The sequence below is a fragment of the Rhodopseudomonas sp. BAL398 genome, assembly GCF_033001325.1.
Taxonomy (GTDB): domain Bacteria; phylum Pseudomonadota; class Alphaproteobacteria; order Rhizobiales; family Xanthobacteraceae; genus JARJEH01.
The window spans coordinates 1,414,788-1,434,579 of the sequence record NZ_CP133111.1 but is presented as its reverse complement, the minus strand read 5'-3'; the positions used below and the strand labels follow the sequence as shown (position 1 = coordinate 1,434,579).

The window sequence follows — 19,792 nt, the reverse complement described above, 5'->3', positions numbered from 1 at the left end:
GACAACGGCGTCAGGCTCTGAATATCGTTAGTCCCAGTACGAGCAGGACCAAGAAGATCACAACGAACACGTAGAACAGCAGCCGGGCGATGTCCGCCGAGGCTGCCGACACCCCGCCGAAGCCGAAGATACCGGCGACGACCGAAATTGCGAGAAAAATCAGCGCCCACTTCAAGATCGTCATGCATATGCTCCTATCGGCTTGGTCAGGTTCCAGGTTGGAACGGCGCAATCTGGGGATGGTTCCATCGGGCCGCGAGCGGCGACTTGGCGCTGGCGATCGAGCAATGGCGCAATCGCGAATGGCCGCAGGCTCTCATGAAACCGCATGTCGGAAGGCATCCCGGTCGGGGTTGAGCCCCCGAACGCGGGCGGCTAAGAGGTCGGTCCGATCTTCCGGCGGCTGCAGCCCGGAAGGCGGAACTGAAAGCGCGCTGGTGACGTTCCGGCTTCGACCGGACCGATGCCGCGTGTAGGGGATCGCGTGATGACATTTCGCTTGAATGCAAGTCCGGCGGCCTGCCTCGGTGTTGCGCTGGCGCTGGTCGAGATGTTGATTCTGGCTCCGACGCCGGTTCGCGCCCAATCGGCGGATCTGGTGCTGTGCGATCGCGTCGCCGCCGATCCATCCGATCCGGACAAGCCGGCGAATGTCAGTGGCGTCGCCGAGATCGCGCCATCCGACATTGCGACCGCGATCAAATATTGCCGAAACGCCGCGGGCTCGTCACGCCGGGCGCTCTATGAGCTCGGGCGCGCTTACGCCGCTAACAGGCAATTGCCGCAGGCGATCGACAGCTTTCGCAAGGCCGCGAACAAGGGCAGCAGCTCGGCGATGGTGGAGCTAGGCGTGATCTATGCGACCGGCAACGGCCTACCCAAGGACGAGGCCCAGGCGCGCGCGCTGTTCGAACGCGCGGCCGAGGCGGGTAACCCCCGCGGCGTCAGCAACCTTGCGGCGCTATCGGGCGGCGCGCCGTCCGATCCGGTGCGGGCGCGGGCGCTGCTCGAAAAAGGCGCTGGAACCAACGCCGAGGCGCAATATCAGCTCGGCATGATGCTGGCCCAAGGACTCGGCGGCGCCAAGGACGACGCCGGCGCCAAGGCCTTGTTCGAAAAGGCCGCCGCGCAGAACCATCCGGGCGCGCTGGAACGGCTGGGTGCCTTCGCCCAGGCCGGCCGCGGCGGGCCGCGGGATTCGGACGCAGCCAAAGCGTACTATGAAAAAGCCGCGGCACTCGGTAATGACGACGCCAAGGCGGCGCTGAAACGCGCGGATTGCCCATTTGCCATCAAGGACAAGCGCGGCAAGCTGGTGACCAATCTGTGCTTTTGACTCTGTGCTGGTGACAATGCCGATCGCCGGCGCCGCGAACTCATAAGAATCTCAGTTCAGTCTATCGAAACCTGTCCAGCGCCGGATCGGGGCCCGAGCCGCCGCCATGATCCAGCTCAACAAGAAGCCGATCCGATGTGGAATGACACGACCAGAGTCGAAGCGAATGGCGACGGGATCGCGCGCGCTGCAGCGCCGATGCGCCGTCGGGACGGCCTCGACGCTGGTTCGCGGCCGACGCTTTCCCTGGCCAAACCCTTGATGCACGCCAGAGGCGGACGATGAGCGCACCAAAGAACAAGGGTGTCGGACTGGTCGTCAGCGCGATCGGCGTCGTCTATGGCGACATCGGCACCAGCCCGCTCTACGCGCTCAAGGAAACCTTCGCCGGCCACCATCCGATCCCGGTCACCGGAGACAATGTGTTCGGTGTACTGTCGCTGGTGTTCTGGACGGTGATGCTGTTGGTCACGGTGAAATACGTCATCGTCATCATGCGCGCCGACAATCACGGCGAGGGCGGCAGCCTCGCGCTGCTGGCGCTGGTCACCGAACTGACCAAGGGCCGCCGGGTCTACTACCCGCTGATGTTGCTCGGCGTGACCGCCGCGGCGTTGTTCTACGGCGACAGCATGATCACGCCGGCGATCTCGGTGCTGAGCGCGGTCGAAGGCCTCGAGGTCGTGACCCCCGAATTGGCGCCCTATGTGGTGCCGATCACCGCGGTGGTGCTGACCGGCCTGTTCATGATCCAGAAGCGCGGCACCGGCCTGGTCGGCCGGCTGTTCGGGCCGGTGATGTGCCTGTGGTTCGCCACCCTGGCGGTGCTCGGCATCATCAATATCGCGGCGGCACCCGAGGTGCTGACGGCGATCAGCCCGACCTATGCGGCGGCGTTCGTGGTCGCTCATCCGGTCATGAGTTTCTATGCGCTGGGTTCGGTGGTGCTGGCGGTGACTGGCGGCGAGGCGCTGTACACCGATATGGGACATTTCGGCAAATTCCCGATCCGGCTTGCATGGTTCGGTCTGGTGCTGCCGGCGCTGTTGCTGAATTATTTCGGCCAGGGCGCGTTGCTGATCACCCAGCCGACGGCGATCCAGAACCCGTTCTTCCGGCTGGTGCCGGAATGGATGGTGATGCCGATGGTCGGGCTGGCGACGCTCGCCACCGTGATCGCTTCGCAGGCGGTGATCTCCGGGGCGTATTCGGTGGCGCGACAGGCGATTCAGCTCGGGCTGCTGCCGCGGATGACGATCGTCCACACCTCGGGCGAGGAAGCCGGCCAGATCTACGTGCCGTTCACCAATTGGACGCTGTACATCGCCGTGATGGCGCTGGTGATCGGGTTCCAATCATCGAGCAATCTGGCGGCCGCCTACGGCATCGCCGTCACCGGCACGATGATGATCGACACGATTCTGGTTTCGTTTGTGATGGCGCTGATGTGGCGTTGGCACTGGCTGGCGATTGCGGCGGTGTCCGGCACGCTGCTGCTGATCGATGTCGCCTTCTTCTTCGCCAATATTATCAAGGTCGCGCAAGGCGGCTGGTTTCCGCTGGTCATCGGCCTGGTGTCGTTCACGGTGTTGACGACCTGGCGTCGCGGCCGCTCGCTGGTGCGCAAGCAGCTGAAAAAGCAAGCGGTGCCGCTCGACGTGGTGATGCGCGCGCTGGGCTCGTCGGTCACCCGCGCGCGCGGCACCGCGGTGTTTCTCACCGCCTCCGCCGACGGCGTGCCGCCGGCGCTGCTGCATAATCTCAAGCACAACCAGACCGTCCACCAGCGCGTCATCCTCGCCACGGTGATGACCGCGGAGACACCCTATGTGCCGGAATCGGAGCGGGTCGACATGACCGATCTCGGCGACGGCTTTCATCGCCTGACCATCCGCTACGGCTTCATGCAGACCCCCGACGTGCCGGAGGCGCTGAGGCTGTGCAAGAAGTTCGGCCACGAGTTCAACATGATGTCGACCTCGTTCTTCCTCAGCCGGGAAACCTTCGTGCCGAGCCTCAATCCCGGCATGGCGCTGTGGCGGGAGCGGCTGTTCACCTTCATGACGCTGAACGCCACAAGGGCGACGATCTTCTTCAAGATTCCCGCGGAGCGCGTGGTCGAGCTCGGCACCCAATTGGAGATCTGAAGCCGCTGCGGCCGGGGCGTCGGCTAGGATTCCAGATAGCGCTGCTCGAGGGCCGCGCGTTCGCGCGGGCCGATGCCGAGCCCGTCCGCCAGATAGGCGTCCACACCGCCATAGCTGGCCTGGACCGCCTCGAATGCGGCAGCGAGGAACGATCCCTCGACCGAGATCAGCACCGCCTTGACGTCATCGGGCAGATCGATGCTGCGCGCCGTCGCCGGATCGATCCGGTAGTGCCGGTTGGTCAGCAGATAATCCTCGACGACCAGGTCCTCGGACACGCCGAGCGCGTTCAGGATCAGCGCGCAGGCGAAACCGGTGCGGTCCTTGCCGGCGGTGCAATGGATCACCAAAGGTCCGTCGTCCCGAAGCAGATGTGTAAACAAGGTGCGGAATGCCGGCGTGTTCTCCTGCACAAAGCCGCGATAGGACTCCCGCATCAGCGCCGCGGTCTCGGCGCCCGTCAGCGGCTCGCTGCTCAGCAGTCGGGTCTTCAGCGCCACCAGAACCGAGGGCTCGATCGGCAGCGAATGCACCGTGATAGTGTCGTCGCAACACGCGCTCGACAGCCGCTCCTCGATGCCGCGCAGATCGAACGCGCTTTTCAGGCCAAGGCCGCGCAGCAGTTCGATATCCGGTACTGTCAGATCGCCGAGGTGGCTGGAGCGGAACAGCCGCCGCCAGCGAACCAGGCGGCCGTCGCGGGCGGGATAGCCGCCGAGATCGCGGAAATTGCTGGCACCGGCCAGCGCGAGATGGCGCGTGAGCGAATCGGGCATGCCACCAACTTACGCCATCGGCGCGGCGAAGGAATGACGGTGGGGTTGCGCTGCAATGAAAGCAGGCGCGCCGATCAGCGGTCGCAATGCGCGATCAGGCCAGACCGAGCGAAAACGCCAGCGTTCCGACCACCGCATGGGAGATGATCAACGGCCAGATGTTGCGCATCCGCAGATAGGCGATGCCCCACACCACGCCGAGCAGGAAGGTGTTCAACAGCAGTGCGGTGTCGCCATAGGCCAGATGGATCAGCGAAAACATCGTCGCCGAATACAGCACATAGGTCCAGCCGCTGCTCTGCAGCCGGTCGGTCATCAGCTTGGGGATCGAGCGGCACACCACCTCCTGGCACGGGCTGGAGACCAGCACGTAGAACGGCGCGAAACTCAGCCAGACCGGCTGCTGCTGATCGAAGCTGAACAGCCTTGTGGCCAGCACCATGATCGCCGCCAGTCCGACCGTCAGCGTGCCGCAGCCGATCCAGTGCCAGCGTTCATGGGGCCGACCGAAGCCGAGCTCGACATAGGAAAAGCCGGCCAGCAGGCACAGCGCGATGCACAGCGCCGACACCGCCAGCAGGGCGTAGAACCGGTATTCGAACGGCAGCAGCCCCGCCTGGATCGCCAATCCGGGCAGAGTGAGCAGGACCGCAAATCCCACCAGCGGCGCGAAGGGGCGCAATTGACGCAAATATGTCATCTCACCGTCAACATAGCATCATGGAGGCTGGATTCGTGTGGCCGAACGCCGCGCCGCCGATCACGTTTGCGTCCCCGCAATCGCCCGAGGTCGGTGGCCGGGATTTTTAAATGCCGGTCTGGCGGACGGGTTCCCTGCGCGGGATCAGCGCGACGGCGAGCGCGCCGCGCGGCGCGGTCGTTCAGCGCGTGCGGCTGCCGACGCCGACGCTGATGCTGCCGCCGAGCTTGACGCAGGTCGAGGTGCCTTCGGCCATCACAAAGCCCGGGCCGAAGGCGGCGCAGGGGTTGGACTTGACCTGCCGCGGCGGCGGCTTGGTTGCGCGCTTGTCGTCGGCCATCGCCGAGACCGGCAATGCCGCGATGAGAAAAGCTGCGAGAACACCATGGCGCATCCGCCTTGATAACGCAGCCGGCGCCCGTTTTCCAGCCGGCACCGGCGCGCTCAGCGCTTGCGCACGAACACCGTGCCGGCCGAATAGCCGGCGCCGAAACTGCAGATCAGGCCCAGATCGTCGGCGACCAGATCGTCGGAGTGGCTGTGGAAGGCGATGATCGAGCCGGCCGACGAGGTGTTGGCATATTGGTCGAGGATGATGACGTTTTCCTGCGGCGACGGCTCGCGGCCGAGCACGCGCCGGCCGATGATCTCGTTCATGTTGATATTGGCCTGATGCAGCCACAGCCGCTTCAACGCCTGCGGGTCCAGCCCGAGATCGGCGGCATGGGCCAGGATCATGTCCGACACCATCGGCACCACTTCCTTGAACACTTTGCGGCCCTGCTGGACGAACAGCTTGTCGGGCAGATCGCGGCCCTCCGGGGCGGCGCGGTTGAGGAAGCCGGTGTTGTTGCGGATATTGTTGGAGAACTGGGTCTTCAGCCGGGTGCCGAGAATGTCCCAGCCGCCCTCGGCCTGATCGGCGCGTTCGACGATCACCGCGGTGGCGACGTCGCCGAAGATGAAGTGGCTGTCACGGTCGCGGAAATTGAGGTGGCCGGAGCAGATTTCCGGATTGACCATCAGCACCGCGTCGACCGATCCGGTAGCGACATAATCCGCCGCGGTCTTGATCCCGAACGTCGCCGAGGAGCAGGCCACATTCATGTCGAAGGCGAAGCCGCCGAGCCCGAGCGCGTCCTGGATCTCGACCGCCATCGCCGGATAGGCGCGCTGCATGTTCGACGCCGCGCACAGCACCGCGCCGATCCGCTCGCGGGGCTTGCCCCAGCGCGTCAGCGCGTCCTCGGCGGCGGCGACGGCGATCTCGGCCAGGATCGAAATCTGCTCATTGGGGCGCTCCGGAATTACCGGACGCATCAATGCGGGATCGAGGATGCCGGATTTCTGCACCACATAGCGCGACTTGATGCCGGAGGCCTTCTGGATGAACTCCACCGAGGAGGGCTGCAGCGGCGCGATCTGGCCGGACTCGATATCGCTGTGGTGGTCGGCATTAAAGCGCTCGACATAGGCGTTGTACGCCGCCACCAGTTCGGCATTCGAAATGCTATCGGGCGGGGTGTGAAGGCCGGTAGCGGCAATGACGGCAGGGCGCACCGTAAACTCCGGATGGATGGTTGAGGGGGCGCGGCGGCCGATGGATCTGCGCAGGCGCAATGCCCATGCCAATATCCGACGCCGATTCAGGGTAGCGTGCTTTGACGCCAGACAAATCATCCCGGATTTCGCGCCGTCCGGCAAGCCTGTTGACCCACCGTAGTTTACCCGGGCGCCGCGGCGGTCCAGCCGCGGCGCCCGCGGCGATTAGCGGCTGAGCGACAGCGCCATCCCGCTGAGGTCGAGATTGACCATCAGGCCAGTCTGCTGGCCGCTGAGTTCCAGCACCGCGCCGTTCTGGTTGGTGAGCACGATGGCCTGCGAGCCCCGCAGCACGGTGGCGCCGGCGCCGGCGGCGCCATAGACGCCTTCGATATCCTGCGGGCGGCGGATGTTCTTGACCCGGCCATGCAGCTCGGTCTGCGAGCCGCCGAAGGTCAGGCCATAGCTCAGGCCACCGATCGACAGCGGATAGTCGCGACCGTGGAACCGCAACGTGCCGCTGCCGAACGAGCCGCCGATCACCCAGCCGGCCTTGAGGAACGAGATCCGGATGGTGCCGCTATCGGCATGAGCAGCCGGCGCCAGGCCGGCGGCGAACATGGCGATCAGAGCGACGACGAAGATGCGAACGTTGCGCAATGACATGGTGGGTCCTTTGGGTTTGCAATCAGCCTGCCGTTTGAATGCCGTCAATGCGACTCCGCGGCGGATGATGGTGAGGAGTGAGACCACAGGAGTCGGGCGCACGCAACGACGCCGCGGTGGCGGCCGAGCGCTGCGCAGATGTTTGTCGAGGCGCGCGCGCACCGCGGCGATGTTCGGACTGCGGGGAGGGGGGTGGACAACTTGCGCTTCCCGGGGGCTTGCGATAGCGCTGAAATCATGTCAACATACTGTAATCATTGGAATAATTGGTACTCTAAAACCTTTTCCGGCCGGAGGTCGTGCGATGAAATTCAGCTTGAGCGCCGCGATCCTGATCGCGTTGGGGGCACCGGCCGTCGCCGGTGGCGCCGCGTTTGTCGACGGGATCTGGGTCGGCAAGGGCACCTTTCAGATGGGTGACAAGATCTATAGCTGCGGCGACATCAAGATGACCTTCGTCGGCAGTGCGACCAGCTACGAGGTCCGCGAAGCGGAGATGACCTGCGAGGATCTCGGCAAACAGACCTTCACCGAAATCGACAAATTCACCATCGACCAGGACGGGGTGATCACCTTTGTCGAAGGTACCGCGACGACGCTGAAGCCGAACACCAAAGTGGGATCGGTCAAGGGCAATCGGCTGACCACGCTGAACCCGATCGACGACGACAAGATCGACGACATCAAGATGCGGCTCGATGGCGATATGCTGATCTACGACCAGATCGCCAGCAAGCCCTGCATCACGCCGGATTACAGCCTGGTCGCGATCCTGACCAAGCAGAAGCCGGCAGCGGGCGACAAGAAGTAGCCAGGCGCCTTGGCGCGCACCGGAATTGGCGCACCGGGAATTGAATGGCCTGCGGCGCACCGCGCGTCTATGGTCGGCTGATGTCGCGTTTTTCATCTCTATCGATTGTGCTGATTCTGTCGCTGCTGTGTGCCGCCGCGCAGGCGGCGCCGCATCACAAGCGCAAGCCGCTGCGCTGGCATGGCTACGGCTTCCTGCCCGGCTATCAGCAGCCGCTGAACAACGCCATCCCGCTGACGCGGCAGAAGGCCGCCGATCTGCGCCGCGCCCGCCGCGATCGGCGCCCCTGGTATATCGACCCGACGCCCGGCTATTGGGACTGGTGGGACGGCGAGCATCATTATCTCGGCCGACCGGGCTTCTATGGCGGCCGCTACAATGGCGGCAGTCTCGGGCCGTGCTGGACCCAGACGCCGATCGGGCCGGTGTGGAATTGCGGCCGCTGAGGCGGACCGGGCGGTCGATCTGAAGCCCACCGAACCCGCGCCGATGCACGATCATTTGCCCCCTCGCCGAACCGGTTGAATGCTGCGCGCTGACGGCGCCGCGACCGCGGTTCGGCGCCCGGCGGATGGCAGATCGCGGCATTGCAAAGTCGCGGATTGTGCACTGGCCTGTATCCGGGTCACGCTGCGTCCAACGGATCTCGAATCGGAATGGCGACATGACGTTGGCGATGAGCTGGGACGAATGGGCCGAACACGACGCGGTGGCGCTGGCCGATCGGGTGCGCCGCGGCGAGCTGACGCCGGCCGAGCTGGCGGCGCAGGCGAGGGCCGGGATCGCCCGCCTCAATCCCGCGCTCGACGCCGTGGTCGAGGTGTTCGACGACGTGGTGGCCGATCCCACCAAAGACGGCATGAATCCCGCCGGTCCCTTTGCCGGCGTGCCGATGCTGATCAAGGATCTCGGCCCGACGCTGAAGGGGCGGCTGCAGGAATTCGGCTCGATGATCATGCAGGGCAACCGGCCCGCGCAGGACAGCTTCCTGACCGGCAAGATCCGCAATGCCGGGCTCAACATCATCGGCCGCAGCACCACGCCGGAATTCGGCGTCTGCAGTTCGGCGGAGAACGCGCTCTACGTCACCCGCAATCCGTGGGACACCGACTACACCACCTGCGGCTCCTCGGCGGGCACAGCGGCGATGGTGGCGGCCGGCGTGCTGCCGATCTCGCATGGCAGCGACGGCGGCGGATCGATCCGGATTCCCGCCGGCGCCACCGGCTCGATCGGCCTCAAAGTGTCGCGCGGCGTGTTCTCGCTGGCGCCGAACCTGTCGGACCTCTCGGGGCTGGTGTCGATCCAGGGCTGTCTGTCGCGCTCCGTGCGCGACACCGCCGCCTTTGTCGATGCCTGCCGCGGCGGTGCGCCGGGCGAGTTCATGCCGTTCTGGTCACCGAAAGAATCCTATGGCGAGCTGATCAAGCGCGACCCCGGCCGGCTGCGCATCGCGCTGTCGCATGAATGGGGCGATTACTCCGCGCCGCCGCATTTCGTCGCCGAGCTGGAGCGCGCCGGCCGGCTGCTCGAAGGGCTCGGCCACCACGTCGAATGGGCGTTGCCGCAGGTCGATTTCCGCGCCGCCTTCGCCGCCCAGACCACCTGCTACATCAGCAATTTCGCCCAGGTGATCGCCGGCCATCTGGCGCGGCTCGGGCTGCAGCAGCCACCCGTCGACCGGCTGGAGCCGATCAACATCAAGATCTGGGAGGCCGGCCTGCCGATCTCCTACACCGAACGCGCCGCGATGCAGGCGGTGTTCAACACCACGTCGCGCGCCTTCGGCGATTTCTTCCAGGATTGGGACATCATCCTGACGCCGATCACCGCCCGGCCGACGCCGAAGGTCGGTACATCGGACTATCTCACCACCAGCGCCAACCCGTCGGTGCACGACTGGTTCGCCAATCTGTGGGAGAATTTCGCCTATACGCCGCTGGCCAATCTGTGCGGCATCCCCGGAATCTCGCTGCCGCTGGCGGCGCAGGAGAACGGCCTGCCGCTCGGCATCCAGGCCCAGGCGGCACAGGCCAATGACGGTCTGCTGCTGCAATTGGCGGCGCAGATCGAACGCGCGATCGACGGCAAGTGGAACGCCGGCAGGCTGCCGGCGCGGCATGTCTGCCGCGACGAGGGGCCGTAGGGCGGGTGACGACGGCTCCCCCATGCGTCGGGCGGGACCCGGCGCAGATCGGTTTGGAATGGCGGGCGCCGAGGCCGCACTCGGGCCCGCGGCGCCGGTCGGGCAGCGCCGCCTGCGCGCGCCGTTACAGCTCGCCCTTGCGCGCCGCCAGGATGCATAGCAGCGAGACCAGCGCGGCCGCGAGCTGATAATAGCCGACATAAGTCATGCCGTAATTGGCCTGGAGCCAGGTGGCGATATAGGGCGCCAGCGACGCGCCGAAAATGCCGGCCAGGTTGAAGGTGATCGACGACCCGGTGTAGCGCACCCGGGTCGGGAAGGGGGCCGCCAAAGCGGCGCCGATCACCCCATAGTTCATGCCGAACAGCAGCATGCCGACGGTGGTGAAGGCGTAGATGCCGAGCAGCCCGGCGCCCAGCAGCGGCGCCAGCGCAAACGAGAACAGCCCGAAGATGATGGTGCTTGCCAGCAGCAAGAAGCGACGTCCGAAGCGGTCGCCGAGCTTGCCGGCCGCGATCGTGCTGACGCCGAACAGCACCGAGCCGTAGATCTGCACCATCAGCGCGTCGCGAAACGACACCCCCGCGACCTTGACGTTGTAGGACAACAAATAGGCCGTGCAGATGTAGAAGGCGACGAAGGTCACCAGCGCCATGAAGGTGCCGAGCACCAGGCTGCGCTTGTGATGCCGGAACACTTCCAGCACCGGCACCGAGACCCGCTCGGCCTTGTCGATGGCGCGCTGGAATTCGGGGGTCTCGGTGATCGACAGCCGCACCCACAGCCCGATCGCGATCAGCACGATCGAGGCGATGAAGGGAATCCGCCAGCCCCAGTTCAGCAACGCCTCCTGCGACATGAAGTGCAGCAGGATCCAGAACACCCCGGAGGCCAGAAACAGCCCGACCGGCGCGCCAAGCTGGGGAAACATCCCGTACCAGCTGCGCTTGCCCTCCGGCGCGTTCTCGGTGGCGAGCAGCACCGCGCCGCCCCATTCGCCGCCGAGCCCAAAGCCCTGACCGAACCGGCACAGCGCCAGCAGCAGCGGCGCCATCAAGCCGATCTGGTGATAGGTCGGCAACAGCCCGATCACCAGGGTCGAAATCCCCATGGTCAGCAAGGCGGCGACCAAAGTGGTCTTGCGTCCGATCCGGTCGCCGAAATGGCCGAATATGATGGCGCCGAAGGGTCTGGCGAAAAACGCGATCGAGAAGGTGGCGAAGGAGGCCAACAGCGCCGTGGTCGGATCGCTGTTGGGGAAGAACAGCGTCGGAAACACCAGCACCGCGGCGGTGGCGTAGACGTAGAAATCGAAGAATTCGACGGTGGTGCCGATCAGGCTCGCCAGCAGCACTTGCGCGGGCGAATTCAACGGCCGGCCGTGGCCGGCGGCCGCCGGCGCATAATTGATCGCGTCCATGATGGGTCAGATCCGTCAGAAATGGGGTCGGCCGTGACGGCGTGACGCCCAACCGCGAGGAACGCGCGCTTTAGCCCAATACCGGAGGGCGCGGTACCCGGAATACCCCTGAGGCGGCGGATGCAGATCTGCACTGAGCAATCCGGGCAGCTCGTGGCGCTAGGCGCGGCCCGATCCCGGGCAGGGCGGAGCGGATTGCTAATCCTAAAGGCTAAGGCGGGTCGGTTGCCATCGCGTGTGGCCGGGAGGATGCTCGCACCACAGGAGAGCACCATGAGCAAGCACCGCGACGCGAACGGTCCGATCAACACCAAATACGGCGAAACGCCCGTCGGCACGCTGCGCAAGATCTACGGCCAGTATTTCGCGGCGGGCTATCCGGCCTCCCAAAAGCTCAGCGACGTCCTGCCCCATCTCAGCGAGGCGTCCTTGGGCCAGATCCTGCGCGACCACGAGACCGGCCATCTCGCGCACAAGATCGCGAAGAATTCGGGGTAGTTAGCCAGACCGTAGGGGGCAGGCCATCCTGTCCTGGCTTGCGGAGTCTCGCGTGGGCACGGCACAAGGGGGCCTTTCCTAGGCTTGCTGTGTTGCGGGCCGCCGCGAGAATGCCGCGACACCGCTCACCTGAAAGTGAGCCGTCGCCCTGCGCCGGCTGTCGGCTGGGGGCGTTCTCGTTCGTCCTGCGGGCCGGATCGGGGGAAACAGGATGGAACAGTCGCGCTATCGTTGGGTGATCGTCGCCGCCGGCGCGCTGCTGGGCTGCGTCGCGGCTGGCGGGATGTTTTCGCTGCCGGTGCTGCTGCGGCCGATCACCGGCGACACCGGCTGGTCGGTGAGCGGCATCTCCAGCGCGATGACGATCGGCTTTCTGGCGATGGCGGTTGGCAGCGTGGTGTGGGGCACTGTGTCGGACCGGATCGGGCCGCTGCCAGTGGTGCTGGCCGGTTCGATTGCTGTCGCGGCGGGGCTGGCGCTCGCCAGCCGGGCGTCCTCGATGGTCGAGTTTCAACTGGTGTTCGGGCTGTTGGTGGGGAGCGCGACCGCCGCGATTTTCGCGCCGATGATGGCCTGCGTCACCGGCTGGTTCGACACAAATCGCAGCCTGGCGGTGTCGCTGGTGTCGGTCGGGATGGGGATGGCGCCGATGACGATGTCGCCGCTGGTGGCCTGGCTGGTGTCGAGCTACGACTGGCGCACCGCGCTGCAGATCCTGGCTGTCGTGGTGGCGATGCTGATGATTCCGGCAGCACTGTTGGTGCGCCGGCCGCCGGCGCTTGCCGGCCAGGCGCCGCAATCAGGCGAGACGGCACCAGTCGAGATGTCACTCGCCCGCGCGGTCCGCTCGCCGCAATTCATCACCCTGCTGATGACCAATTTCTTCTGCTGCGCGACCCATTCCGGCCCGATCATCCATACGGTGAGCTACGCCCTCAGCTGCGGCATCCCGATGCTGGCGGCGGTGTCGATCTACAGCGTTGAGGGGCTGGCCGGATTGTTCGGCCGCGTCGCCTTCGGCATTCTCGGCGACCGGCTGGGCGCCAGGCGCGTGCTGGCGGGCGGCCTGCTGGTCCAGGCGTTCGGCGCGCTGGCCTATGTGTTCGTCCGCGACCTTGCGGCGTTCTACGCTGTCGCAGCCTTGTTCGGCTTCATCTATGCCGGGGTCATGCCGCTCTATGCCGTGCTGGCGCGCGAGAACTTTCCGCTGTCGATGATGGGCAGCGTGATCGGCGGCCTGGCGATGGCGGGCAGCCTCGGGATGGCCATCGGTCCGATCGCCGGTGGGCTCATCTATGACAGCTTTGCCAGCTACGCCTGGCTCTATATCGGCGCCTGGGGGATGGGCATCGGCGCCTTCCTGATGGCGCTGAGCTTCCGGCCGTTCCGGACGGCGGAGATGGAGGCGGCGAGGGCGTAGCGCGAATGGGTGCCGGGCTCATGACGGATCGTCATCCGGACGCTGCCGGGCCGCATGATGAATGTGCAGGATCTCGACGGTGTCCGCAGTGACGCGGTAGAAGATCAGATAGGGATAGCGACCGAGCGGTACGACGCGAACGTCCGGTCGACCGGCGGAACGTCGGGCACTCGCGGGCCAGCGCGCGATATGCGCCACCACGCTCCGAATGCGCCGACCGACGGCCGGCGCCACCTTTGGATAGTGCGCGGTCAACCAATCGGCGATGGCATCGAGATCACGCAGCGCTTGGTCGGTATAGACAACCTTCATTGACCGCGAAATTTGCCGAACGCGGCGTCGACCTGCGCATCGCTGGCGAAGCGCCCGTCGGCCGCATCGCGCAAACCGCGGTCGATCCCCGCCAGTTCCTCCCGCGTCGGCTGATAGTCGCGGCCGTCGGCACCGGCGTCGAGCTCACGCGCAAAGGCGGCCAGCTCGTCCTGCAGATGCGGCGGCCAGCTTTCGACGCGTTCGAGAATCTCAGCCAAGGGTTTGGTTTTCATCGCGGGTTTTTAGCATGGCCCCCGCCGACGGAAAAGCGTCGCAGGGCGCAAGAGCGCTGCGTGTTGGGCGGTGAGGGCGAACCCAACTTGGCATCCGGGGCTACGCCCGCCGGCCCGGCAGCAGCGCCATCATCTCCCGCCAGTGATAGATTCCCAGGCCGGCGGCGCCGGTCCGGGCCGCCGCGAGCATCGCTTCTGCGACGTCAGCGGCGTCGATGCCGCGATAGCGGTCGGCCGCGCCGCGCAGCAGCGGGTTGACGAGGTGCGCGAGCGCGATGAACAGCCGCTCCAGCGGGCGGTGCTCGGCGCGCTCGCCGATCAGCATTGACGGGCGGAAGATGTGGGTGTCGTCGAACCCCAGCGCGATGACGTCGCGCTCGGTCTCGCCCTTGGTGCGGAGATAGAACTGCCCCGACGCGGCCTTGGCGCCCACCGCCGTGACCAGCAACACCGCCCGCGCGCCGTTGCGCCGCGCGATCCGCGCCGCCTCCACCGGATAATCATGGTCGATCCGGTAATACGCCGCCTCGTCGGGCGTGTGCTTGCGCGTGGTGCCGAGCGCGATGAACACCTCGTCGGCGACAAGCTGGGGCGCCAGCGCGGGCAGGGCGTCGCGGTCGCCGATCAGCACCGTCAGCTTCGGATCGCTCAACGGCAGCGGCCGCCGCGCCACCGCGATCACCTCTGCGTAGTCCGGGCTGTCGAGCAGGCCGCGCACGAGATGCGAACCGATCAGGCCGGTGGCGCCGAACACGAGGGCGGTTTTCATGGCGGGGTCTCACGGGACGGGGACAGGCCGGCAGGATCGCATGAGGAAGGGCCAGGGACAATGGCGGGGTCGAGCGTCGACGCTCGCAACGGCGCCCTTTCATTTTGACTCAAATTGAACGGGGTGTGTGGTGGATTCCTACAGCGGATAGAGGCAAAAGACGCGGGCTTCAGCTTGCGGGGTCACGACGTTCAAGATGCAGGGTTCGGTTGTTAGAGTCACGCTGTCCCTGATCGGGCCAGGCATCATCGGCGTATTCGGTTGTGCGTTTCTTGCGGCCTGGAGCTATGAGCGGCGGCGGCCCTATCTCGGCATCCTGGCCGCCGCCTGTGCGCTATTCGCTCTCGGGGCCTCGAGTCAGATCATCTACTGGCCTCGCGATACGGGCTTGAACGCGATGGTGTCGGGGGCGCTCTACACCTGCGCCGTCATTGCGACGGTCGAAGGCGTTCTGATCCGGTCGGGCAGGGCTTTCGGACTCTGGATAGACGTTGCGATCTTCGCCGGGTTTTCTCTGGCATTATGGTTCTTCTTCTATGTCGATCGCAGTCTGCTGGCGCGCATCTACGTGCAGAACTTCGGCTACGGACTGCTGCTTTGCGCGGCCGCGCTCAGACTGTCGCGACTTCGCCGCGGTCGGGTCGTGGACCGGATCCTGTTCTGGACACTGTTTCTGTTCGGACTTCACTTCTTTCCCCGCACCGTCTTCACCGTCGGCGTGTCGCCGCCGGCAGGTGAATTGGCCTTCGCCGATTCCGTGTTTTGGCAGACCCTGCAATTGTCCCTCGCGGTGCTGGGCGCTGCCTTGGCGATGGCCATCCTGGCTGCGGCGGTGTCCGACCTGATGGATGATCTGCGCCGCGAACGGGATCTCGACCATCTGACCGGGCTGCTCAACCGCCGCGGCTTCGAGGCGGAGATCGCGGCTCCGATGCATCGCGCTCCCGAAGGGGTGTCGCTGATCTTGTGCGACGTCGACCATTTCAAATCGATCAACGACACGTTCGGTCATGCTGTCGGCGACGTCGTTCTCAAGGAGATTGGCGCGATCCTGCGCAGAACCGCGCGCAAGGGCGATCTCATCGGCCGTTTGGGTGGCGAGGAGTTTGCGGTGTTCCTGCCGGATGCATCATTGTCCGACGCCTATGAGTGCGCCGAAAGGCTCCGGCAGACGATCGCGAACAGCCAAATTCCGGGGCTCGGCAACAGGTCGGTGACGGCGAGCTTCGGGGTGGCGACGATCCAGGAGGCCGGCGACTGGGCCGCGCTCTACAAGATGGCGGACAGTCGACTATACCGGGCCAAGGCATCGGGCCGCGACCAGACGGTCGACCGTGGCGTGTAGTCCCGTTGCCCGGATGAGCGAAGCGACATTCGGGACCAGCATCTCAGCGGCGCCCGGGTGTCGCTGCGCTCACCCGGGCGACGCTTATTGCGGCATTGATAGTAAGAATGCGCCAATTGCAGCCAATAGCGCATGATTTTCAGGCAGACGTTTCAGGGTGATCCCGGGAAAATTCCCGCACGGCCATCAAGACCGGCATAAGACCGCGGCCAGCGATCGAGAGACTGTATTCGACGCGGGGCGGCCGCTCGTTGAAATCTTGCCTCTCAACAAGGCCATCATTCTCCAGTTCGCGAAGATGTTGCGTCAGCATTTTTTGGGAGACGGCAGGAATGCTCCTCATGAATTGCGAAGTCCGCATCGACGGCTCGGCAAAGAGCCGGAACAGGATGGGTAGCTTCCACCGACCCGTGATCATTCGAAGCACCCTGGCGACATGTGCGACCGAACCTTTGGGGCCGAGACAAAGCTCCCTTGGTTCTGGTTCGACAGGCACTTTAAAGTGCGTAATTGCCTCGTTCATCGGCTTGTCCCTTTATCGGTGCATCGCACCAACATGGGAATTGCCAGGTGGATTTAAAGCTTGATGGAAAAATCGCGCTTGTCACGGGAAGCAGCAGGGGCATCGGCGAAGCAATCGCCAGAGGCTTGGCGCGTGAAGGTGCGATCGTTATCGTTCATGGCCGCAACAAGATCAGGACCGAAGTGGTCGCCCACGACATCGTCGCCCAGGGGGGGCGTGCCTATACGGTTTTTGGCGACCTGACGAATGACGACGACGTCCAACGGCTCACCGATGCTGCGCAGGCTTTCGTGAAACCGGTCGACATCCTGGTCAACAACGCAGGCGGCTCCGGCGAGGCAGAAGACTGGACGACCACGCGCCCGGAGACATGGGCATCGGGTTACGACCGCAACGTGCTGGCGGCAGTCAGGGTGACGGCTCGGCTGCTGCCAGGCATGCGGGCCGCCAAATGGGGACGGATCGTCAATATCTCCAGCATGGCAGCGATGATGGCTCCAGCGAAAAGGCCCGATTATGGTGCCGCCAAGGCTGCGATGATCGCGATGACGGCCTCGCTGGCAAAGGAGGTCGCCATGGATGGCATTACGGCGAACACGGTATCGCCCGGAACCATCCATAGCGATAAGTTGGACGAAGGCTTTCGCAAGGTTGCCGCCAGCCAAGGCCTTGCGGCGGACGCATCATGGAGCGAAATCGAGAAAACCGTGCTGCCGATGTTTGCCCAAGTTCCGATGGGAAGGGTGGGAACGCTTGAGGAAATCGCCGATGCGATCGCTTTCCTTGCAAGTCCACGCGCCGGCTATATCACTGGCGCAAACCTGCGGCTCGACGGCGGCATGTGGCCCGGACTTTGATCCTTTGTGACGGCGGCTTGGGCGGACAGCAGTGGCCCGCATCAGCGCAGCGATATGCGGGACATCGTTGCTCGACCGCCCCCCGCATCTCGCTGCGCTCATGCGGTCCCATGGCGCCGGCCCGGCAAACGGCATATATTCGCTATCATGAGGAGCCATCCCATGAAGCCGTCGATCTCCTTGGCCAACCACCGTGACCAGGTGCGGGCGATCCTGCAAGACTTTGGCCTGTCCAATCCGCGGCTGTTCGGCTCGGCGGCGCGCAGCGCCGACCATGATTCCAGCGATCTTGATGTCCTGGTCGATGCGGCGCCCGACACATCATTGTATCATCTCGCCGCCGCCGAAATCGCGCTGGAAGCTCTGCTCGGCTGCAAGGTCGAGCTGATGACCGCGGGATTTCTGGCGCCCGACGTCGCGGCGCGCGCACAGGCCGATCTGGTGCCGATCCGGTGAGCTAACGGTCGATCGTCGACTGGCTCGCGGACATCATCGCCTGGAGCGAAGGGCTCGAAAGCCATTTGGCGGGGATGAGCTTCGACGACTTCGTCAGGGACGCCAAGACCCAGGACGCGGCGTCCAAATGCGCGGAATCCATCGGGCTCGCCGCCAACGAACTCAGCAAATTGGACCCCGCGCTGGATCGCGAATTTCCCGCGCTTCAGCTCAGCCTTGCCTACCGCTCGCGCAACAAGCTGAGCCACGGCTATTACGCCATCGAACTGGATATTGTTTGGGCAACCGTCACGGTCTCGATCGCCCAGACCGTCGCCGCCGCGCGGTTGGCAAAGCGGCAATATGAGCGGGCGGATGGCGGGACTTCGTAACCAGCAAGTAGATGGGGTAACGGGCCGGCCGCTGGAGCCGCACGCTCGCTACGGCGCGATTTGAGAGCGCGCTCGCGTGCGGCTTCCCCGGGAGGCGGTCGTCCCTCAAAATGATGGTGTCAATGAACCGGAGTTGGGCAAGCCCGCTCCAAGCATCATCGAGGGACGACCATGTACCACTATGCAGGAATTGACGTGTCTTTGGAACAGTCTGCGGTTTGCATCGTCGACGGCGCGGGCAAGATTTTGCGCGAGGCCAAGGTCGCGAGCGAGCCGGAGGCGTTGATTGCCTGGTTCGGGTCGCAGGGCTGGACTCTCGAACGGATCGGCCTTGAGGCGGGACCGCTGTCGCAATGGTTATACGCCGGGTTGCGCGGTGCCGGTCTTGCGGTCGAACTACTGGAGACCCGGCATGTCCGCGACGCCTTCAAGGCGATGTCGGTGAAGACCGATCGCAACGACGCCCGCGCCATCGCGCAATTGATGCGGCTGGGCTGGTTCCGGCCGGTTCATTGCAAGTCGATCGAAGCGCAGGAGGTTCGGGCGGTGTTGACCGCGCGCAAGCTGCTGCAGTCGAAGCTGCTCGACGTCGAGAACAGTCTGCGTGGGGTGTTGCGCGGCTTCGGGCTGAAGGTCGGCAGGACCACCGAGCGCAGCTTCGCGGCGCGGATCGAAGAATTGGTCGCCGGACACGCGGCGCTGGCGTCGATTGCGAAGGCGCTGCTCGCGGTTCATGCGGTGCTGCTGCGCGAGTTCAAATGCCTGAACAAACAAGTCGTGCAGCTCGCCAGAGCGCAACCGCAGGCGCGGCTGCTGATGACGACGCCGTCGGTCGGCCCGATCGTGGCGCTGACCTATGCCTGCGCGATCGACGATCCGGCGCGCTTCAACTCGTCGAAGGCGGCCGGCGCGCATTTCGGGCTCACGCCGAAGAAGTATCAATCGGGACAGACCGATTACACCGGCCGCATCACCAAGATCGGCGATGCTTCGGTGCGCGAGGCGCTCTATCAGGCGGCTCATGTCATGCTGACCAAGCCGGTCAAGAACTGCACCGAACTGAAGAGCTGGGCGATGCGGATCGCCCGGCGCGCCGGCCTGCGCAAGGCCAAGGTCGCGCTGGCGCGCAAGCTCGCGGTCGTCCTGCATCGCATGCTCGCCGACACCAAGCCGTTCAACCCCAACGCCAAGGCGCTGGCAGCTTAACAGGGAGAAATCATCGGTTCGGGGAGGCCCACGACACCAGGTCTTCCCCGCGCGAGGTCCCTTCGCCGGGACGATGGATCCGGTCAGGCCGCCATGCGGGAAGTCGGCTCACAACCACGCTTCCGTAGATTGGCCGGCCGGCTCCTCTTACGCACCCCTAAAGGTGACGGCCACCGCGCCGATCCCGGACAGAAGCAAGTCGCCGGCGAGAGGATCACGTAAAAAGGGATTGACTAACCACTGCCCGTTACAGAAGCC

At 65.1% G+C, this 19,792-nt stretch carries 23 protein-coding genes; 12 read left to right on the top strand and 11 right to left on the bottom strand.

All coding sequences use genetic code 11. The features are described from left to right. Positions 1-10: 10 nt before the first annotated feature. On the bottom strand, positions 11-184 hold the full coding sequence (locus RBJ75_RS06855; RefSeq protein ID WP_044411948.1) for a DUF1328 domain-containing protein: 174 nt from the start codon (positions 182-184) through the stop codon (positions 11-13). 366 nt (positions 185-550) lie between these two features. Here RBJ75_RS06855 and RBJ75_RS06850 point away from each other — a divergent pair, with 366 nt between their 5' ends. After that, positions 551-1,336, top strand: a complete 786-nt coding sequence (locus RBJ75_RS06850; protein WP_080901041.1) for a tetratricopeptide repeat protein — start codon at positions 551-553, stop codon at positions 1,334-1,336. Positions 1,337-1,617: 281 nt separating this feature from the next. After that, positions 1,618-3,483, top strand: coding sequence for a potassium transporter Kup (locus RBJ75_RS06845; RefSeq protein WP_044411943.1), 1,866 nt, complete (start codon positions 1,618-1,620; stop codon positions 3,481-3,483). A 23-nt stretch (positions 3,484-3,506) separates the two neighbouring features. Here the strand turns inward: RBJ75_RS06845 and RBJ75_RS06840 are convergent, their stop codons facing one another. The 5 genes from RBJ75_RS06840 to RBJ75_RS06820 form a co-directional block, all read right to left on the bottom strand. Then, positions 3,507-4,259, bottom strand: a complete 753-nt coding sequence (locus tag RBJ75_RS06840) for a tyrosine-protein phosphatase (RefSeq protein ID WP_044411941.1) — start codon at positions 4,257-4,259, stop codon at positions 3,507-3,509. A 94-nt stretch (positions 4,260-4,353) separates the two neighbouring features. Beyond that, positions 4,354-4,959: a CPBP family intramembrane glutamic endopeptidase gene (locus RBJ75_RS06835; RefSeq protein WP_044411939.1), complete on the bottom strand. Its 606-nt coding sequence runs from the start codon at positions 4,957-4,959 to the stop codon at positions 4,354-4,356. Between the two features lie 181 nt (positions 4,960-5,140). Beyond that, positions 5,141-5,299 (bottom strand): porin, encoded by a 159-nt coding sequence (locus RBJ75_RS06830; RefSeq protein WP_234707424.1) that lies wholly within the window; start codon positions 5,297-5,299, stop codon positions 5,141-5,143. 104 nt (positions 5,300-5,403) lie between these two features. Next, positions 5,404-6,519 carry a beta-ketoacyl-ACP synthase III gene (locus tag RBJ75_RS06825; RefSeq protein ID WP_044411957.1) on the bottom strand — a complete coding sequence of 372 codons (1,116 nt, stop codon included), beginning with the start codon at positions 6,517-6,519 and terminating at the stop codon, positions 5,404-5,406. Between the two features lie 207 nt (positions 6,520-6,726). After that, positions 6,727-7,167 (bottom strand): hypothetical protein, encoded by a 441-nt coding sequence (locus RBJ75_RS06820; RefSeq protein ID WP_044411933.1) that lies wholly within the window; start codon positions 7,165-7,167, stop codon positions 6,727-6,729. Between the two features lie 304 nt (positions 7,168-7,471). On the opposite strand from RBJ75_RS06820, the gene RBJ75_RS06815 reads away from it, so the two are divergent. From RBJ75_RS06815 to RBJ75_RS06805, 3 genes are all read left to right on the top strand, one after another. Further along, the gene (locus tag RBJ75_RS06815) at positions 7,472-7,978 is read left to right on the top strand and encodes a hypothetical protein (protein WP_044411930.1); all 507 of its coding nucleotides are present in this window, start codon (positions 7,472-7,474) and stop codon (positions 7,976-7,978) included. Positions 7,979-8,058: 80 nt separating this feature from the next. Beyond that, positions 8,059-8,424, top strand: coding sequence for a hypothetical protein (locus tag RBJ75_RS06810; protein ID WP_044411954.1), 366 nt, complete (start codon positions 8,059-8,061; stop codon positions 8,422-8,424). 218 nt (positions 8,425-8,642) lie between these two features. Next, complete coding sequence (locus RBJ75_RS06805) at positions 8,643-10,124, top strand: amidase (protein ID WP_044411927.1); 1,482 nt, start codon at positions 8,643-8,645, stop codon at positions 10,122-10,124. Between the two features lie 124 nt (positions 10,125-10,248). Here the strand turns inward: RBJ75_RS06805 and RBJ75_RS06800 are convergent, their stop codons facing one another. Further along, positions 10,249-11,544 (bottom strand): MFS transporter, encoded by a 1,296-nt coding sequence (locus RBJ75_RS06800; RefSeq protein WP_152647729.1) that lies wholly within the window; start codon positions 11,542-11,544, stop codon positions 10,249-10,251. 273 nt (positions 11,545-11,817) lie between these two features. Between RBJ75_RS06800 and RBJ75_RS06795 the strand changes: the two genes are divergently transcribed. Continuing rightward, positions 11,818-12,042 (top strand): hypothetical protein, encoded by a 225-nt coding sequence (locus RBJ75_RS06795; RefSeq protein ID WP_317528818.1) that lies wholly within the window; start codon positions 11,818-11,820, stop codon positions 12,040-12,042. A 211-nt stretch (positions 12,043-12,253) separates the two neighbouring features. Beyond that, positions 12,254-13,462, top strand: coding sequence for an MFS transporter (locus RBJ75_RS06790; protein WP_044411918.1), 1,209 nt, complete (start codon positions 12,254-12,256; stop codon positions 13,460-13,462). A gap of 18 nt (positions 13,463-13,480) precedes the next feature. On the opposite strand, the gene RBJ75_RS06785 is transcribed toward RBJ75_RS06790, so the two are convergent. From RBJ75_RS06785 to RBJ75_RS06775, 3 genes are all read right to left on the bottom strand, one after another. Then, positions 13,481-13,774 carry a type II toxin-antitoxin system RelE/ParE family toxin gene (locus RBJ75_RS06785; protein WP_044411915.1) on the bottom strand — a complete coding sequence of 98 codons (294 nt, stop codon included), beginning with the start codon at positions 13,772-13,774 and terminating at the stop codon, positions 13,481-13,483. Further along, positions 13,771-14,007 carry a hypothetical protein gene (locus RBJ75_RS06780; RefSeq protein WP_044411912.1) on the bottom strand — a complete coding sequence of 79 codons (237 nt, stop codon included), beginning with the start codon at positions 14,005-14,007 and terminating at the stop codon, positions 13,771-13,773. The genes RBJ75_RS06785 and RBJ75_RS06780 overlap by 4 nt, the downstream gene beginning before the upstream one ends. A 100-nt stretch (positions 14,008-14,107) precedes the next feature. Continuing rightward, entirely contained in the window at positions 14,108-14,776 is a 669-nt protein-coding gene (locus tag RBJ75_RS06775) for an oxidoreductase (protein ID WP_044411909.1), read from the bottom strand. 196 nt (positions 14,777-14,972) lie between these two features. Here RBJ75_RS06775 and RBJ75_RS06770 point away from each other — a divergent pair, with 196 nt between their 5' ends. After that, positions 14,973-16,121, top strand: a complete 1,149-nt coding sequence (locus tag RBJ75_RS06770; RefSeq protein WP_044411905.1) for a sensor domain-containing diguanylate cyclase — start codon at positions 14,973-14,975, stop codon at positions 16,119-16,121. A gap of 139 nt (positions 16,122-16,260) precedes the next feature. Here the strand turns inward: RBJ75_RS06770 and RBJ75_RS06765 are convergent, their stop codons facing one another. Beyond that, entirely contained in the window at positions 16,261-16,644 is a 384-nt protein-coding gene (locus RBJ75_RS06765) for a winged helix-turn-helix transcriptional regulator (RefSeq protein ID WP_044411902.1), read from the bottom strand. 47 nt (positions 16,645-16,691) lie between these two features. Between RBJ75_RS06765 and RBJ75_RS06760 the strand changes: the two genes are divergently transcribed. From RBJ75_RS06760 to RBJ75_RS06745, 4 genes are all read left to right on the top strand, one after another. After that, a complete protein-coding gene (locus RBJ75_RS06760) occupies positions 16,692-17,501 on the top strand; it encodes an SDR family NAD(P)-dependent oxidoreductase (RefSeq protein ID WP_044411899.1) in 810 nt (269 codons plus the stop codon). 162 nt (positions 17,502-17,663) lie between these two features. After that, positions 17,664-17,957: a nucleotidyltransferase family protein gene (locus tag RBJ75_RS06755; RefSeq protein WP_044411896.1), complete on the top strand. Its 294-nt coding sequence runs from the start codon at positions 17,664-17,666 to the stop codon at positions 17,955-17,957. Positions 17,958-18,031: 74 nt separating this feature from the next. Then, a complete protein-coding gene (locus RBJ75_RS06750; RefSeq protein ID WP_052628942.1) occupies positions 18,032-18,328 on the top strand; it encodes a HepT-like ribonuclease domain-containing protein in 297 nt (98 codons plus the stop codon). 171 nt (positions 18,329-18,499) lie between these two features. Beyond that, on the top strand, positions 18,500-19,534 hold the full coding sequence (locus RBJ75_RS06745) for an IS110 family transposase (protein ID WP_276156421.1): 1,035 nt from the start codon (positions 18,500-18,502) through the stop codon (positions 19,532-19,534). Positions 19,535-19,792 lie beyond the last annotated feature (258 nt).